The organism is Bacillus sp. FSL M8-0025 (genome assembly GCF_037975475.1).
Classification (GTDB): Bacteria; Bacillota; Bacilli; order Bacillales; family Bacillaceae; genus Bacillus; species Bacillus subtilis.
Map to the genome: position 1 here is coordinate 165,001 of NZ_CP150258.1, position 17,918 is coordinate 182,918.

Below are 17,918 nucleotides of genomic sequence, written 5' to 3' on the forward strand. Positions count from 1 at the left end.
GATCAGGTTGATAGGTCTGAGGTGGAAGTGTGGCGACACATGGAGCTGACAGATACTAATCGATCGAGGACTTAACCATATTTTTGAATGATGTCACACCTGTTATCTAGTTTTGAGAGAACACTCTCAATTTGTTTGGTGGCGATAGCGAAGAGGTCACACCCGTTCCCATACCGAACACGGAAGTTAAGCTCTTCAGCGCCGATGGTAGTCGGGGGTTTCTCCCTGTGAGAGTAGGACGCCGCCAAGCAGATTTATTAATTCTACCATGTTTGTTTATGAAGCTTTATATTATTCCGCAGTAGCTCAGTGGTAGAGCTATCGGCTGTTAACCGATCGGTCGTAGGTTCGAATCCTACCTGCGGAGCCATTGCTTCCATAGCTCAGCAGGTAGAGCACTTCCATGGTAAGGAAGAGGTCAGCGGTTCGAGCCCGCTTGGAAGCTTTATTTAATGTATTATTACCAAGGTTTCTCATAAGGAGAAAGCTTTTTTTATTGCGATATGCGGAAGTAGTTCAGTGGTAGAACACCACCTTGCCAAGGTGGGGGTCGCGGGTTCGAATCCCGTCTTCCGCTCCATTTATCCCAACGGGATATTGTAAATTGAATTGCGCCCGTAGCTCAATTGGATAGAGCGTTTGACTACGGATCAAAAGGTTAGGGGTTCGACTCCTCTCGGGCGCGCCATATCTTTTAATAGAATAGATGGGAAATCGGGAAGTAGCTCAGCTTGGTAGAGCACATGGTTTGGGACCATGGGGTCGCAGGTTCGAATCCTGTCTTCCCGACCATTTTTTATGGGGCCTTAGCTCAGCTGGGAGAGCGCCTGCTTTGCACGCAGGAGGTCAGCGGTTCGAGCCCGCTAGGCTCCACCAAAAGTTTTTAAAAAGTTGTTGACTTTGAAGAAGTGACGTTGTACACTAAGAAAGTTGCTTTAACAAAGCAAGCAAACAAAATGATCTTTGAAAACTAAACAAGACAAAACGTACCTGTTAATTCATTTTTTTATAAATCGCACAGCGATGTGCGTAGTCAGTCAAACTACTTTATCGGAGAGTTTGATCCTGGCTCAGGACGAACGCTGGCGGCGTGCCTAATACATGCAAGTCGAGCGGACAGATGGGAGCTTGCTCCCTGATGTTAGCGGCGGACGGGTGAGTAACACGTGGGTAACCTGCCTGTAAGACTGGGATAACTCCGGGAAACCGGGGCTAATACCGGATGGTTGTTTGAACCGCATGGTTCAAACATAAAAGGTGGCTTCGGCTACCACTTACAGATGGACCCGCGGCGCATTAGCTAGTTGGTGAGGTAACGGCTCACCAAGGCAACGATGCGTAGCCGACCTGAGAGGGTGATCGGCCACACTGGGACTGAGACACGGCCCAGACTCCTACGGGAGGCAGCAGTAGGGAATCTTCCGCAATGGACGAAAGTCTGACGGAGCAACGCCGCGTGAGTGATGAAGGTTTTCGGATCGTAAAGCTCTGTTGTTAGGGAAGAACAAGTACCGTTCGAATAGGGCGGTACCTTGACGGTACCTAACCAGAAAGCCACGGCTAACTACGTGCCAGCAGCCGCGGTAATACGTAGGTGGCAAGCGTTGTCCGGAATTATTGGGCGTAAAGGGCTCGCAGGCGGTTTCTTAAGTCTGATGTGAAAGCCCCCGGCTCAACCGGGGAGGGTCATTGGAAACTGGGGAACTTGAGTGCAGAAGAGGAGAGTGGAATTCCACGTGTAGCGGTGAAATGCGTAGAGATGTGGAGGAACACCAGTGGCGAAGGCGACTCTCTGGTCTGTAACTGACGCTGAGGAGCGAAAGCGTGGGGAGCGAACAGGATTAGATACCCTGGTAGTCCACGCCGTAAACGATGAGTGCTAAGTGTTAGGGGGTTTCCGCCCCTTAGTGCTGCAGCTAACGCATTAAGCACTCCGCCTGGGGAGTACGGTCGCAAGACTGAAACTCAAAGGAATTGACGGGGGCCCGCACAAGCGGTGGAGCATGTGGTTTAATTCGAAGCAACGCGAAGAACCTTACCAGGTCTTGACATCCTCTGACAATCCTAGAGATAGGACGTCCCCTTCGGGGGCAGAGTGACAGGTGGTGCATGGTTGTCGTCAGCTCGTGTCGTGAGATGTTGGGTTAAGTCCCGCAACGAGCGCAACCCTTGATCTTAGTTGCCAGCATTCAGTTGGGCACTCTAAGGTGACTGCCGGTGACAAACCGGAGGAAGGTGGGGATGACGTCAAATCATCATGCCCCTTATGACCTGGGCTACACACGTGCTACAATGGACAGAACAAAGGGCAGCGAAACCGCGAGGTTAAGCCAATCCCACAAATCTGTTCTCAGTTCGGATCGCAGTCTGCAACTCGACTGCGTGAAGCTGGAATCGCTAGTAATCGCGGATCAGCATGCCGCGGTGAATACGTTCCCGGGCCTTGTACACACCGCCCGTCACACCACGAGAGTTTGTAACACCCGAAGTCGGTGAGGTAACCTTTTAGGAGCCAGCCGCCGAAGGTGGGACAGATGATTGGGGTGAAGTCGTAACAAGGTAGCCGTATCGGAAGGTGCGGCTGGATCACCTCCTTTCTAAGGATATTATACGGAATATAAGACCTTGGGTCTTATAAACAGAACGTTCCCTGTCTTGTTTAGTTTTGAAGGATCATTCCTTCGAAACGTGTTCTTTGAAAACTAGATAACAGTAGACATCACATTCAATTAGTAACACAAGATATCACATAGTGATTCTTTTTAACGGTTAAGTTAGAAAGGGCGCACGGTGGATGCCTTGGCACTAGGAGCCGATGAAGGACGGGACGAACACCGATATGCTTCGGGGAGCTGTAAGCAAGCTTTGATCCGGAGATTTCCGAATGGGGAAACCCACCACTCGTAATGGAGTGGTATCCATATCTGAATTCATAGGATATGAGAAGGCAGACCCGGGGAACTGAAACATCTAAGTACCCGGAGGAAGAGAAAGCAAATGCGATTCCCTGAGTAGCGGCGAGCGAAACGGGATCAGCCCAAACCAAGAGGCTTGCCTCTTGGGGTTGTAGGACACTCTGTACGGAGTTACAAAGGAACGAGGTAGATGAAGAGGTCTGGAAAGGCCCGCCATAGGAGGTAACAGCCCTGTAGTCAAAACTTCGTTCTCTCCTGAGTGGATCCTGAGTACGGCGGAACACGTGAAATTCCGTCGGAATCCGGGAGGACCATCTCCCAAGGCTAAATACTCCCTAGTGACCGATAGTGAACCAGTACCGTGAGGGAAAGGTGAAAAGCACCCCGGAAGGGGAGTGAAAGAGATCCTGAAACCGTGTGCCTACAAGTAGTCAGAGCCCGTTAACGGGTGATGGCGTGCCTTTTGTAGAATGAACCGGCGAGTTACGATCCCGTGCAAGGTTAAGCAGAAGATGCGGAGCCGCAGCGAAAGCGAGTCTGAATAGGGCGCATGAGTACGTGGTCGTAGACCCGAAACCAGGTGATCTACCCATGTCCAGGGTGAAGTTCAGGTAACACTGAATGGAGGCCCGAACCCACGCACGTTGAAAAGTGCGGGGATGAGGTGTGGGTAGGGGTGAAATGCCAATCGAACCTGGAGATAGCTGGTTCTCTCCGAAATAGCTTTAGGGCTAGCCTCAAGGTAAGAGTCTTGGAGGTAGAGCACTGATTGGACTAGGGGCCCCTACCGGGTTACCGAATTCAGTCAAACTCCGAATGCCAATGACTTATCCTTGGGAGTCAGACTGCGAGTGATAAGATCCGTAGTCGAAAGGGAAACAGCCCAGACCGCCAGCTAAGGTCCCAAAGTATACGTTAAGTGGAAAAGGATGTGGAGTTGCTTAGACAACCAGGATGTTGGCTTAGAAGCAGCCACCATTTAAAGAGTGCGTAATAGCTCACTGGTCGAGTGACTCTGCGCCGAAAATGTACCGGGGCTAAACGTATCACCGAAGCTGCGGACTGTTCTTCGAACAGTGGTAGGAGAGCGTTCTAAGGGCTGTGAAGCCAGACCGGAAGGACTGGTGGAGCGCTTAGAAGTGAGAATGCCGGTATGAGTAGCGAAAGAGGGGTGAGAATCCCCTCCACCGAATGCCTAAGGTTTCCTGAGGAAGGCTCGTCCGCTCAGGGTTAGTCGGGACCTAAGCCGAGGCCGAAAGGCGTAGGCGATGGACAACAGGTTGATATTCCTGTACCACCTCCTCACCATTTGAGCAATGGGGGGACGCAGGAGGATAGGGTAAGCGCGGTATTGGATATCCGCGTCCAAGCAGTTAGGCTGGGAAATAGGCAAATCCGTTTCCCATAAGGCTGAGCTGTGATGGCGAGCGAAATATAGTAGCGAAGTTCCTGATTCCACACTGCCAAGAAAAGCCTCTAGCGAGGTGAGAGGTGCCCGTACCGCAAACCGACACAGGTAGGCGAGGAGAGAATCCTAAGGTGATCGAGAGAACTCTCGTTAAGGAACTCGGCAAAATGACCCCGTAACTTCGGGAGAAGGGGTGCTCTGTTAGGGTGCAAGCCCGAGAGAGCCGCAGTGAATAGGCCCAGGCGACTGTTTAGCAAAAACACAGGTCTCTGCGAAGCCGTAAGGCGAAGTATAGGGGCTGACGCCTGCCCGGTGCTGGAAGGTTAAGAGGAGCGCTTAGCGTAAGCGAAGGTGCGAATTGAAGCCCCAGTAAACGGCGGCCGTAACTATAACGGTCCTAAGGTAGCGAAATTCCTTGTCGGGTAAGTTCCGACCCGCACGAAAGGCGCAACGATCTGGGCACTGTCTCAACGAGAGACTCGGTGAAATTATAGTACCTGTGAAGATGCAGGTTACCCGCGACAGGACGGAAAGACCCCGTGGAGCTTTACTGCAGCCTGATATTGAATGTTGGTACAGCTTGTACAGGATAGGTAGGAGCCTTGGAAACCGGAGCGCCAGCTTCGGTGGAGGCATCGGTGGGATACTACCCTGGCTGTATTGACCTTCTAACCCGCCGCCCTTATCGGGCGGGGAGACAGTGTCAGGTGGGCAGTTTGACTGGGGCGGTCGCCTCCTAAAAGGTAACGGAGGCGCCCAAAGGTTCCCTCAGAATGGTTGGAAATCATTCGCAGAGTGTAAAGGCACAAGGGAGCTTGACTGCGAGACCTACAAGTCGAGCAGGGACGAAAGTCGGGCTTAGTGATCCGGTGGTTCCGCATGGAAGGGCCATCGCTCAACGGATAAAAGCTACCCCGGGGATAACAGGCTTATCTCCCCCAAGAGTCCACATCGACGGGGAGGTTTGGCACCTCGATGTCGGCTCATCGCATCCTGGGGCTGTAGTCGGTCCCAAGGGTTGGGCTGTTCGCCCATTAAAGCGGTACGCGAGCTGGGTTCAGAACGTCGTGAGACAGTTCGGTCCCTATCCGTCGCGGGCGCAGGAAATTTGAGAGGAGCTGTCCTTAGTACGAGAGGACCGGGATGGACGCACCGCTGGTGTACCAGTTGTTCTGCCAAGGGCATCGCTGGGTAGCTATGTGCGGACGGGATAAGTGCTGAAAGCATCTAAGCATGAAGCCCCCCTCAAGATGAGATTTCCCATTCCGCAAGGAAGTAAGATCCCTGAAAGATGATCAGGTTGATAGGTCTGAGGTGGAAGTGTGGCGACACATGGAGCTGACAGATACTAATCGATCGAGGACTTAACCATATTTTTGAATGATGTCACACCTGTTATCTAGTTTTGAGAGAACACTCTCAATTTGTTTGGTGGCGATAGCGAAGAGGTCACACCCGTTCCCATACCGAACACGGAAGTTAAGCTCTTCAGCGCCGATGGTAGTCGGGGGTTTCCCCCTGTGAGAGTAGGACGCCGCCAAGCAATTGCACGTTAGTGTAATTTTTTAAAAAAAGTTGTTGACTTTGAAGAAGTGACGTTGTATACTAATAAAGTTACTTTAACAAAGCGGACAAACAAAATGATCTTTGAAAACTAAACAAGACAAAACGTACCTGTTAATTCAGTTTTTAAAAATCGCACAGCGATGTGCGTAGTCAGTCAAACTACTTTATCGGAGAGTTTGATCCTGGCTCAGGACGAACGCTGGCGGCGTGCCTAATACATGCAAGTCGAGCGGACAGATGGGAGCTTGCTCCCTGATGTTAGCGGCGGACGGGTGAGTAACACGTGGGTAACCTGCCTGTAAGACTGGGATAACTCCGGGAAACCGGGGCTAATACCGGATGGTTGTTTGAACCGCATGGTTCAAACATAAAAGGTGGCTTCGGCTACCACTTACAGATGGACCCGCGGCGCATTAGCTAGTTGGTGAGGTAATGGCTCACCAAGGCAACGATGCGTAGCCGACCTGAGAGGGTGATCGGCCACACTGGGACTGAGACACGGCCCAGACTCCTACGGGAGGCAGCAGTAGGGAATCTTCCGCAATGGACGAAAGTCTGACGGAGCAACGCCGCGTGAGTGATGAAGGTTTTCGGATCGTAAAGCTCTGTTGTTAGGGAAGAACAAGTACCGTTCGAATAGGGCGGTACCTTGACGGTACCTAACCAGAAAGCCACGGCTAACTACGTGCCAGCAGCCGCGGTAATACGTAGGTGGCAAGCGTTGTCCGGAATTATTGGGCGTAAAGGGCTCGCAGGCGGTTTCTTAAGTCTGATGTGAAAGCCCCCGGCTCAACCGGGGAGGGTCATTGGAAACTGGGGAACTTGAGTGCAGAAGAGGAGAGTGGAATTCCACGTGTAGCGGTGAAATGCGTAGAGATGTGGAGGAACACCAGTGGCGAAGGCGACTCTCTGGTCTGTAACTGACGCTGAGGAGCGAAAGCGTGGGGAGCGAACAGGATTAGATACCCTGGTAGTCCACGCCGTAAACGATGAGTGCTAAGTGTTAGGGGGTTTCCGCCCCTTAGTGCTGCAGCTAACGCATTAAGCACTCCGCCTGGGGAGTACGGTCGCAAGACTGAAACTCAAAGGAATTGACGGGGGCCCGCACAAGCGGTGGAGCATGTGGTTTAATTCGAAGCAACGCGAAGAACCTTACCAGGTCTTGACATCCTCTGACAATCCTAGAGATAGGACGTCCCCTTCGGGGGCAGAGTGACAGGTGGTGCATGGTTGTCGTCAGCTCGTGTCGTGAGATGTTGGGTTAAGTCCCGCAACGAGCGCAACCCTTGATCTTAGTTGCCAGCATTCAGTTGGGCACTCTAAGGTGACTGCCGGTGACAAACCGGAGGAAGGTGGGGATGACGTCAAATCATCATGCCCCTTATGACCTGGGCTACACACGTGCTACAATGGACAGAACAAAGGGCAGCGAAACCGCGAGGTTAAGCCAATCCCACAAATCTGTTCTCAGTTCGGATCGCAGTCTGCAACTCGACTGCGTGAAGCTGGAATCGCTAGTAATCGCGGATCAGCATGCCGCGGTGAATACGTTCCCGGGCCTTGTACACACCGCCCGTCACACCACGAGAGTTTGTAACACCCGAAGTCGGTGAGGTAACCTTTTAGGAGCCAGCCGCCGAAGGTGGGACAGATGATTGGGGTGAAGTCGTAACAAGGTAGCCGTATCGGAAGGTGCGGCTGGATCACCTCCTTTCTAAGGATATTATACGGAATATAAGACCTTGGGTCTTATAAACAGAACGTTCCCTGTCTTGTTTAGTTTTGAAGGATCATTCCTTCGAAACGTGTTCTTTGAAAACTAGATAACAGTAGACATCACATTCAATTAGTAACACAAGATATCACATAGTGATTCTTTTTAACGGTTAAGTTAGAAAGGGCGCACGGTGGATGCCTTGGCACTAGGAGCCGATGAAGGACGGGACGAACACCGATATGCTTCGGGGAGCTGTAAGCAAGCTTTGATCCGGAGATTTCCGAATGGGGAAACCCACCACTCGTAATGGAGTGGTATCCATATCTGAATTCATAGGATATGAGAAGGCAGACCCGGGGAACTGAAACATCTAAGTACCCGGAGGAAGAGAAAGCAAATGCGATTCCCTGAGTAGCGGCGAGCGAAACGGGATTAGCCCAAACCAAGAGGCTTGCCTCTTGGGGTTGTAGGACACTCTGTACGGAGTTACAAAAGAACGAGGTAGATGAAGAGGTCTGGAAAGGCCCGCCATAGGAGGTAACAGCCCTGTAGTCAAAACTTCGTTCTCTCCTGAGTGGATCCTGAGTACGGCGGAACACGTGAAATTCCGTCGGAATCCGGGAGGACCATCTCCCAAGGCTAAATACTCCCTAGTGACCGATAGTGAACCAGTACCGTGAGGGAAAGGTGAAAAGCACCCCGGAAGGGGAGTGAAAGAGATCCTGAAACCGTGTGCCTACAAGTAGTCAGAGCCCGTTAACGGGTGATGGCGTGCCTTTTGTAGAATGAACCGGCGAGTTACGATCCCGTGCAAGGTTAAGCAGAAGATGCGGAGCCGCAGCGAAAGCGAGTCTGAATAGGGCGCATGAGTACGTGGTCGTAGACCCGAAACCAGGTGATCTACCCATGTCCAGGGTGAAGTTCAGGTAACACTGAATGGAGGCCCGAACCCACGCACGTTGAAAAGTGCGGGGATGAGGTGTGGGTAGGGGTGAAATGCCAATCGAACCTGGAGATAGCTGGTTCTCTCCGAAATAGCTTTAGGGCTAGCCTCAAGGTAAGAGTCTTGGAGGTAGAGCACTGATTGGACTAGGGGCCCCTACCGGGTTACCGAATTCAGTCAAACTCCGAATGCCAATGACTTATCCTTGGGAGTCAGACTGCGAGTGATAAGATCCGTAGTCGAAAGGGAAACAGCCCAGACCGCCAGCTAAGGTCCCAAAGTATACGTTAAGTGGAAAAGGATGTGGAGTTGCTTAGACAACCAGGATGTTGGCTTAGAAGCAGCCACCATTTAAAGAGTGCGTAATAGCTCACTGGTCGAGTGACTCTGCGCCGAAAATGTACCGGGGCTAAACGTATCACCGAAGCTGCGGACTGTTCTTCGAACAGTGGTAGGAGAGCGTTCTAAGGGCTGTGAAGCCAGACCGGAAGGACTGGTGGAGCGCTTAGAAGTGAGAATGCCGGTATGAGTAGCGAAAGAGGGGTGAGAATCCCCTCCACCGAATGCCTAAGGTTTCCTGAGGAAGGCTCGTCCGCTCAGGGTTAGTCGGGACCTAAGCCGAGGCCGAAAGGCGTAGGCGATGGACAACAGGTTGATATTCCTGTACCACCTCCTCACCATTTGAGCAATGGGGGGACGCAGGAGGATAGGGTAAGCGCGGTATTGGATATCCGCGTCCAAGCAGTTAGGCTGGGAAATAGGCAAATCCGTTTCCCATAAGGCTGAGCTGTGATGGCGAGCGAAATATAGTAGCGAAGTTCCTGATTCCACACTGCCAAGAAAAGCCTCTAGCGAGGTGAGAGGTGCCCGTACCGCAAACCGACACAGGTAGGCGAGGAGAGAATCCTAAGGTGATCGAGAGAACTCTCGTTAAGGAACTCGGCAAAATGACCCCGTAACTTCGGGAGAAGGGGTGCTCTGTTAGGGTGCAAGCCCGAGAGAGCCGCAGTGAATAGGCCCAGGCGACTGTTTAGCAAAAACACAGGTCTCTGCGAAGCCGTAAGGCGAAGTATAGGGGCTGACGCCTGCCCGGTGCTGGAAGGTTAAGAGGAGCGCTTAGCGTAAGCGAAGGTGCGAATTGAAGCCCCAGTAAACGGCGGCCGTAACTATAACGGTCCTAAGGTAGCGAAATTCCTTGTCGGGTAAGTTCCGACCCGCACGAAAGGCGCAACGATCTGGGCACTGTCTCAACGAGAGACTCGGTGAAATTATAGTACCTGTGAAGATGCAGGTTACCCGCGACAGGACGGAAAGACCCCGTGGAGCTTTACTGCAGCCTGATATTGAATGTTGGTACAGCTTGTACAGGATAGGTAGGAGCCTTGGAAACCGGAGCGCCAGCTTCGGTGGAGGCATCGGTGGGATACTACCCTGGCTGTATTGACCTTCTAACCCGCCGCCCTTATCGGGCGGGGAGACAGTGTCAGGTGGGCAGTTTGACTGGGGCGGTCGCCTCCTAAAAGGTAACGGAGGCGCCCAAAGGTTCCCTCAGAATGGTTGGAAATCATTCGCAGAGTGTAAAGGCACAAGGGAGCTTGACTGCGAGACCTACAAGTCGAGCAGGGACGAAAGTCGGGCTTAGTGATCCGGTGGTTCCGCATGGAAGGGCCATCGCTCAACGGATAAAAGCTACCCCGGGGATAACAGGCTTATCTCCCCCAAGAGTCCACATCGACGGGGAGGTTTGGCACCTCGATGTCGGCTCATCGCATCCTGGGGCTGTAGTCGGTCCCAAGGGTTGGGCTGTTCGCCCATTAAAGCGGTACGCGAGCTGGGTTCAGAACGTCGTGAGACAGTTCGGTCCCTATCCGTCGCGGGCGCAGGAAATTTGAGAGGAGCTGTCCTTAGTACGAGAGGACCGGGATGGACGCACCGCTGGTGTACCAGTTGTTCTGCCAAGGGCATCGCTGGGTAGCTATGTGCGGACGGGATAAGTGCTGAAAGCATCTAAGCATGAAGCCCCCCTCAAGATGAGATTTCCCATTCCGCAAGGAAGTAAGATCCCTGAAAGATGATCAGGTTGATAGGTCTGAGGTGGAAGTGTGGCGACACATGGAGCTGACAGATACTAATCGATCGAGGACTTAACCATATTTTTGAATGATGTCACACCTGTTATCTAGTTTTGAGAGAACACTCTCAATTTGTTTGGTGGCGATAGCGAAGAGGTCACACCCGTTCCCATACCGAACACGGAAGTTAAGCTCTTCAGCGCCGATGGTAGTCGGGGGTTTCCCCCTGTGAGAGTAGGACGCCGCCAAGCAAGCTTAAACCCAGCTCATTGAGCTGGGTTTTTTGTTTTATATCTGTGCCGATTTGCTTTCGTCAGTATCCATTTTATCAAGCTTCTGCTTTTTAAAGTTTTCTAATACTTTTGAATTCCAATACAATCCCTAGCATGATCAACATGAGAGTCATAAATAATCAAAATGCAGTTTGTACGGGAGACTCATCCAGACTCCATCCGACTGCGATTGGCAGGATAGAGCCGCCAATCCATTGGCAGCGAACAGCATGCTTGTCGTTTGTTCTGTTTTTCCATGATAAAATTGATTGGTGACAATAAAATAATGGCGAACATGCCGGCCATAAATAAGTCCTAAGAAAAAACTAAGAATAATCCCTGCAAAAGCTGTTTTATTGATTGCCAAAATACAGAGTTAAATGAGGCCGCTCATATTTATCAGCCTGAGATAATGATGATAGGTTATTTTTTCGGAAACCGGCTCGGATTGCCAAATGAGAGAAAAGATATTACTGTCATTAAAACGATTCTTGGTTTCATCCGGATATGATAAAATGTCTCAGACTATATTTGAGCCATTTTTTTCTTCAGCATTCATCTTGCGTAATTGATAAAAATTTATTATGATGCTCTTTGTATGACAACTCCTTGCCTCAATACAATATACTCAACGTTTCCCCGTTTTCTCCGGTCGTTTTTCTTTTCATTTTCTCCCGTAAAATAAAAAAAGCTCCCAATACAATAGATATGGTGCGGATTTATTTTTTACTAAAAAGGAGTCGTTATATTTGAATAATAGTTTTACATTAAAACAGCAATGGTTCGGGAATATCCGAAAAGACATTCTTGCTGGCATTTTAGTTGCGTTAGCGTTAATACCTGAAGCGATTGGCTTTTCTATTATAGCCGGTGTGGATCCGATGGTCGGTCTTTATGCGTCATTTTGCATCGCCATTATTATTTCTATTTTTGGCGGCAGACCTGGCATGATTTCAGCTGCGACAGGCTCAATGGCAGTTGTTATGGTGTCGCTGGTTGCTGATCATGGGCTTCAGTATTTATTTGCAGCTACGATTTTGACTGGCATTATTCAAGTGATTTTAGGTATCAGTAAAATTGCAAGATTAATGAAATTCATCCCGCGTTCTGTGATGATCGGGTTTGTGAATGCGCTGGCGATCCTTATCTTCTCTGCGCAGCTTCCCCAGTTTGAAGGTGCTTCTTGGAGCATGTATGCGATGCTTGCCGGGTCGTTGGTTATTATTTATGTGCTGCCAAGGTTTACGACTGCTGTTCCGTCTCCGCTTGTGGCGATTATTGTGATGACAATTATTGCGGTCACTTTCCATGTGGATGTGCGGACGGTTGGTGATATGGGCAATATTTCTAGTTCATTGCCTCATTTCTTAATCCCTGATGTTCCGTTTACCTTTGAAACACTGCAAATTATTTTTCCTTATTCAATTGCTTTAGCGTTTGTCGGGTTGCTTGAATCTTTGCTGACAGCACAGATTATTGATGAAATGACGGATACGGACAGTGATAAAAATAAAGAGAGCCGCGGACAGGGAATTGCGAATATCGTGACTGGATTCTTTGGCGGAATGGCAGGCTGCGCTATGATCGGACAATCTGTCATTAATACAAAAGCGGGCGGTCGCGGACGTTTGTCAGCATTTGTTGCCGGTGCTTTTCTGATGTTTTTAATTGCGGTGTTAAGTCATGTCGTGGTGAAAATCCCAATGGCGGCGTTAGTGGCTGTAATGGTTATGGTGTCTGTCGGCACTTTTGATTGGTCTTCTTTAAAAGGTCTCAAAAAAGCGCCGCTCACGGACTCGATTGTCACGGTTGTGACTGTGGTTACGGTTGTTGTGACGGATGACTTATCTAAGGGTGTATTTGTCGGTGTTCTTTTAAGTGCCGTGTTCTTTGTAGCAAAAATCTCGAAGCTGAAAATCGTTTCTCATGCAGAGGATCAAAAGCTTAGAACGTATCAAGTGAAGGGGCAAATCTTTTTTGCGTCAGTGACTGATCTTACGAATGCGTTTATATATCAAGAGGATATTGAGCGGGTTGTGATTGACTTAACTGAAGCTCACGTATGGGACGATTCTGGTGCGGCCGCACTTGATAAGATTGTTGCGAAGTTTAAGGAACAAGGCATTGAAGCTGAGTTAAAAGGTTTGAATAAAGCGAGTAAATCTCTAATGAAACAGATGGCATAAAATAGAGAAGCCCAGATGAATGAGATCTGGGCTTTTTTATATAACATACACTTAAGCAGCATTGATATAATAGAGAGAAGAGAAATTTTAAATAGGGGACTTGCATATGATGCTTCAGAAGCTGAACCGTGTATTGGGGAGAGTGATGCCGCTGTTAACGCCGACTAGTGTGGTGTTGGGCGTGCTGCTGTCTCAGTTTTTAAATGGGTATGAATGGGCTGTGCCTTGGATCTTTGCTTTTATTACGTTTGCAGGCAGTTTGAGCGCGAACTTTCAATCTTTGAGACATGCATTGTCTCACCCTCTCCCTATGATTCTTGCACTATTCGTTCTTCATATTTTCATGCCGCTTTTTGCTTGGGGCAGCGGCCATCTTATATTTAAAGGTGATCCTTTGACGATTACCGGTTTAACATTGGCTGTTGTGATTCCTACGGGGATTACAAGCTTGATTTGGGCAGCGATGTACAAAGGGAATGTCGGTTTGACACTTTCGATTATTTTAATTGATACTGTGCTGTCACCGCTAATCGTACCGCTGAGTCTTTCATTGCTGGCCGGCGCTCAGGTTCATATGGATGTGTGGGGAATGATGAAAGGTCTGATTGTAATGGTCGTGATTCCTTCTTTTCTGGGCATGCTGTTTAATCAGATGTCATCTCCAGAAAGAACTGCGTCTGTGAGCAGTGCGCTGTCGCCTTTTTCAAAGCTTTGCTTGATGGCAGTGGTTGCGATTAACAGTTCAGCGATTGCTCCTTATTTCAAAGCCATTGATTTGAGATTTGCAGGAATAGCTGTAACGGTATTCTTTATCGCGTTAACAGGCTATGCCGCTGCTTGGCTGATCGGAAAAATGATGAAAAGGCGGCAAGAGGAAATAGTCTCTCTTATATTTACGGGAGGCATGAGGAATATTAGTGCTGGCGCAGTTCTTGCCGTTACGTTCTTCCCGTCTCAGGTTGCCGTTCCTGTTGTGATCGGCATGCTGTTTCAGCAGATATTGGCTGCTTTGTTTGGCTATATGCTGAATCGTTTTGAATTAAAACCAATGTTGCAGAAAGCATAAAAAAACCGCTCATAGGGTTGAGCGGTTTTTTCCGTATAGCCATTCGAGCGCGTTGATGAACTGTTTGCAGAAATACTTGCGGTGGTGCACCGCTCCTTTTTCAATTGAAAGACACAACTGGTCTTCAGTGAAGCCTTTTTCTTTTAGACTTTGATGAACTTGCTTTGTTTTTTTCAGCATATGTCGCTGAATGGATTGTTTTTCACGGCCTTCTTCACTCCCGACAGACATGAAAACACGTGTAGTGCCGGGCTTTAAAGAAGATATATGAATGGTTTCCGCTGCGTTCTCGTACCAGTATGAACCTGATATAGAGCCTATTTTCCCGAACATTGACGGATATTTTAATAAGGCGAACATTGAGATGAGGCCGCCTAATGAGGCACCGATCATTCCTCTTGACTGCGGTTCCCTGGTGACGTTCCAGTTTTCTTCGATTAGCGGAATGAACTGGTTCGTTATATCAGACAGATAGTGATATCCCATTCCGCCGAAGTCCGTGAACCGATCACTGAGTGATGCAGCCGGCCAAGGTGTGTATTCATTTAGCCGGTTTTCGGGTTCGATACCAATTAGCACGAGTTCAGGGAGCTTTTGCTGTTGAAACATGCTTTCTAATAATTCGATTTGGTTTTGGAACAAACAACTGCCATCCTGCACGTAAACAGCAGGAAATCCCCCGCTGTCTGTGCTGTAGGAAGGAGGGAGGTACAGCGTGAACCTCCTGTTGCCGGCTTTGTGTTCTGAAAGAGATCCTTTCAAGCATTCTCCCCCTTTTTTTGCTTGAAAAGCAGATATAAGAAATAAGGAACTCCGAGGATCGCCAAAATGATGCCTGCGGGCACTTCTGCGGGCTGAAAAAACAGTTTTCCAGCAAAGTCTGCGCTTATCACAAGAAGCATCCCGATTAAACCGCTCAGTGGCAGGATATAGCGATGTTCGACGCCAGCCAGTCTCCGTGAGATATGGGGAGCAATTAAGCCAACAAACGCCATGCTTCCCGCTACGGAGACACAGGCGCTGATGATTGCTACACAGGCTACGAGCAGGATGGTTTTTTCTTTATTTGATGAAATGCCGAGGCTTCTGACTGTGTCTTCATCAAAACGAATGGTGTCGAGCAGGCGGGATTTGCCGATAAGAATCGGTATAAACAGCAGCATCCATGGGAGAACGGCTGTGATATACGTCCAGTTGGCAGACCAGATGCTTCCGTTTTTCCACACCATGGCCATTTGATAGTCTTGCGGGTCCATTTTTAAAGATAAAAACAAAGACAGGGCGCTGAATCCTGAATTGATCGCAATCCCTACCAGAATAATTCTTCCTGAATCTAAATTGCCTCTGTGCCATGCAAATATGTAAATCAGGATCGCCGCGATGAGCCCGCCTATCAATCCAAAGAGCGGCATTCCCATCGCTGCAGCTATGGATGTCACTTCCTTCTGGCCTTGGAATAAGAGCATAAACGCTACAATGCCGGCTCCTGCCCCTGCGTTGATTCCGAGAATTCCAGGGTCAGCAAGCCCGTTTCTCGTGATGGCCTGGATAACAGCGCCTGCAATGCCAAGACCGAGTCCAATAATAGCAGCCATGACAACCCGCGGCAGTCTTAAATCGAACAACAAAATTTCATACTGCGGATTCGGGTCGATTTGAAAAAGAGTGGAGAGCAGCTCAGCAGGACGAACAGAAAATGATCCGCTCGTTAAGCTGAAATAGCTGACAACAAGAATCAAAGCGATGAACAATGCATATTTTTTAGCCATTTTGCTCCCCTCCTTTTCGTTTAATTAAATAAAGGAAGAAAGGTACGCCGATAATGGATGTTACGACCTCAATCGGTGTTTCAAACGGATAGTTGATAAATCTGCTTGCGAGATCACACAAGGTTAAAAAGATTCCGCCCAAAATACAGGAACACGGAATCAGCCTGCTGTAATCAGAGCCGACGAGAAATCTCGTGATATGCGGAACAACCAACCCGACAAACGCAATTTTTCCGGCCAGCGCTACGGCACTGCCGGTTAGAATGATGACGGAAAGCATCGCCATGATTTTAATGGTTTTTTTCTTTTGTCCTAAGCTTTTAGAAATGTCGTCCCCTAATGATACAGCGGTCACCTTTTTGCTGAGAGAAATGGCCATTATAATGCCAATCAGGAAAAACGGAGCGGCAAGCTTCAGGAAATCCGGACTCATTTGATGAAGTCTGGCACTGTACCAGAAACTGAGATCCTGAGAAATTTGAAAATAAATCGACATGGCCGCTGATAAGCTGCTGAGCAGCATGCTTGTGACTGTGCCGATGATGGCGAGCTGCACGGGGGTAAATCCGTTTGGCATCATGGCGGCAAGGCCGAATACTAACACTGCTCCTAACGCTGAGCCGATAAAAGAGTATATCATCATTTCAATCGAAGATGATTGCGGGAGCAGAACCATGCAAAGCGTAATGATAAACGCTGAACCATCTGAAACACCCATAATGGATGGCGAAGCTAAATAATTGCGCGTAATGCCCTGCATAAGCGCTCCAGAAACAGCAAGGGCTGCCCCTATGAGCAGAGCGCCGGCAGCCCTTGGAATCCGGGAATGCCATATAATTTGATGGTCTGTGTTTTCCGGATCGAAATGAATAAGAGATGTAAAAACAATATCTGTGCTGAGATGCTTTGCCCCATAAAGGATTGAAAGCAAAAGTGACAGCGCTATAGCAAATGGAGAAGTAATCAATATGATACGTGTCCACTGTTTTGAATACATACAAAAACCTACTCTGAATTAGTTTTGTGTCAATTTTTCAGCAGCTGCTTTCAGGAAACGGACTTTGCTCCAAGCTGTGCCGCCTTGTGCGAGAGGGTCCACTGAGTTGACATACACATGATCTTCTTTGACTGCTTTAAGGCTTTTCCAGATTGGATTTTTCTCTAAATCTTTTAAGGCATCAGGTTTGTCTGCATTTTCATCATCAGAAAATTGGACGAAAATATGGTCCGGGTTCATTTCACTTAATTTTTCTAATGAAATCAGCTCTTGCGCTTTTGCAGCTTTTACTTCGTTCGGCGCCTTAAGGCCTAAATCACCGTATAGTGTGGAGTTAAAATACACCTGTTCAGGGTAAATGTAAATGTTGCCTTGTCTAATTCTGATGACAAGCGCTTTTGAATCTTTCGCTTTATCATTGATTTTTGTTTTTGTTTCCTTTAGATCCTGTTCATAGTCTGCAATAATTTTCTTTGCTTTTTTCTCTTTTCCGGTCAGCTGGGCAAGCAGCATCATGTTTTCCTTCCAGTTTGAAGAGATATGAGAAACTGGGATCGTCGTGCCTGCTGTGCTGATTTTTTGCAGCGTTTTTTCCGGAAACTTTGTTGAAGCAAGGATAACATCTGGCTTCATTTCAAGAATCTTTTCAATATTTGGCTCCATTTTTTCTCCGGTTGGTTTGGCTTTATCAGTGATGTCTTTGAACATATCAGGGAATTTGCCGGAGAATGAAATTGCGCCTTGCGGATGAACGTCAAGCAATTTCGCGTCTTCCATTGATTCAACGCTTCCCGTAATGGCAATTTTGTTTGTCGGTACAGTTACTTCATATGTTTTATCAAGGTATTCAATTTTCTTCTTCTCAGATGCTGTGCCGCTTGCCTTGCTGGCAGTTGATTCATTTTTGCTGCCGCAAGCTGCCGCTGTCAGCGCGAGAAGCAAGATTAATAAAGTAAGAGATATCTTTTTCATCTATAGAGCCTCCTGTTCAATTGATAACTATTATC

General features: G+C 48.7%; 6 protein-coding genes, 6 tRNA genes and 8 rRNA genes (1 of these 20 running past the window's edge). 16 read left to right on the forward strand and 4 right to left on the reverse strand.

The genetic code is table 11. The features are described from left to right. The 16 genes from MKX38_RS00945 to MKX38_RS01020 all read left to right on the forward strand — a co-directional run. Positions 1-79: ribosomal RNA gene (locus MKX38_RS00945) — 23S ribosomal RNA — on the forward strand; it begins 2,849 nt to the left of the window's first position. Positions 80-134: 55 nt separating this feature from the next. Next, a 5S ribosomal RNA gene (gene rrf / locus MKX38_RS00950) occupies positions 135-250 on the forward strand. Between the two features lie 45 nt (positions 251-295). Next, positions 296-370 (forward strand) — tRNA-Asn (locus MKX38_RS00955). Between the two features lie 2 nt (positions 371-372). After that, a tRNA-Thr gene (locus MKX38_RS00960) sits at positions 373-445 on the forward strand. A 60-nt stretch (positions 446-505) separates the two neighbouring features. Beyond that, positions 506-580, forward strand: a tRNA-Gly gene (locus MKX38_RS00965). Positions 581-611: 31 nt separating this feature from the next. Next, positions 612-688: transfer RNA gene (locus MKX38_RS00970), tRNA-Arg, on the forward strand. Positions 689-715: 27 nt separating this feature from the next. Further along, positions 716-792 (forward strand) — tRNA-Pro (locus tag MKX38_RS00975). 8 nt (positions 793-800) lie between these two features. Further along, positions 801-876: transfer RNA gene (locus MKX38_RS00980), tRNA-Ala, on the forward strand. 171 nt (positions 877-1,047) lie between these two features. Continuing rightward, positions 1,048-2,597, forward strand: a 16S ribosomal RNA gene (locus tag MKX38_RS00985). A gap of 170 nt (positions 2,598-2,767) precedes the next feature. Beyond that, a 23S ribosomal RNA gene (locus MKX38_RS00990) occupies positions 2,768-5,695 on the forward strand. 55 nt (positions 5,696-5,750) lie between these two features. Next, positions 5,751-5,866 (forward strand): 5S ribosomal RNA (gene rrf / locus MKX38_RS00995). A 187-nt stretch (positions 5,867-6,053) separates the two neighbouring features. Continuing rightward, positions 6,054-7,603, forward strand: a 16S ribosomal RNA gene (locus MKX38_RS01000). A 170-nt stretch (positions 7,604-7,773) separates the two neighbouring features. Next, a 23S ribosomal RNA gene (locus tag MKX38_RS01005) occupies positions 7,774-10,701 on the forward strand. A 55-nt stretch (positions 10,702-10,756) separates the two neighbouring features. Beyond that, positions 10,757-10,872 (forward strand): 5S ribosomal RNA (gene rrf, locus MKX38_RS01010). The 16S, 23S and 5S rRNA genes sit together here with 6 tRNA genes alongside, the layout of an rRNA operon. 770 nt (positions 10,873-11,642) lie before the next feature. Then, on the forward strand, positions 11,643-13,079 hold the full coding sequence (locus tag MKX38_RS01015; protein WP_015252977.1) for a SulP family inorganic anion transporter: 1,437 nt from the start codon (positions 11,643-11,645) through the stop codon (positions 13,077-13,079). 145 nt (positions 13,080-13,224) lie between these two features. Beyond that, complete coding sequence (locus tag MKX38_RS01020; protein WP_167407840.1) at positions 13,225-14,145, forward strand: bile acid:sodium symporter family protein; 921 nt, start codon at positions 13,225-13,227, stop codon at positions 14,143-14,145. Between the two features lie 9 nt (positions 14,146-14,154). Here MKX38_RS01020 and MKX38_RS01025 read toward each other — a convergent pair whose 3' ends face one another. The 4 genes from MKX38_RS01025 to feuA are packed head-to-tail and all read right to left on the reverse strand — an operon-like array spanning position 14,155 to position 17,883. Next, positions 14,155-14,907, reverse strand: coding sequence for an alpha/beta hydrolase (locus MKX38_RS01025; RefSeq protein ID WP_327847395.1), 753 nt, complete (start codon positions 14,905-14,907; stop codon positions 14,155-14,157). Further along, a complete protein-coding gene (gene feuC, locus MKX38_RS01030; protein ID WP_003234980.1) occupies positions 14,904-15,914 on the reverse strand; it encodes an iron ABC transporter permease FeuC in 1,011 nt (336 codons plus the stop codon). The genes MKX38_RS01025 and feuC overlap by 4 nt, the downstream gene beginning before the upstream one ends. Beyond that, a complete protein-coding gene (locus MKX38_RS01035; protein WP_327847394.1) occupies positions 15,907-16,911 on the reverse strand; it encodes an iron ABC transporter permease in 1,005 nt (334 codons plus the stop codon). The genes feuC and MKX38_RS01035 overlap by 8 nt, the downstream gene beginning before the upstream one ends. 18 nt (positions 16,912-16,929) lie before the next feature. Next, complete coding sequence (feuA, locus tag MKX38_RS01040) at positions 16,930-17,883, reverse strand: iron ABC transporter substrate-binding protein FeuA (protein ID WP_128992326.1); 954 nt, start codon at positions 17,881-17,883, stop codon at positions 16,930-16,932. Positions 17,884-17,918 lie beyond the last annotated feature (35 nt).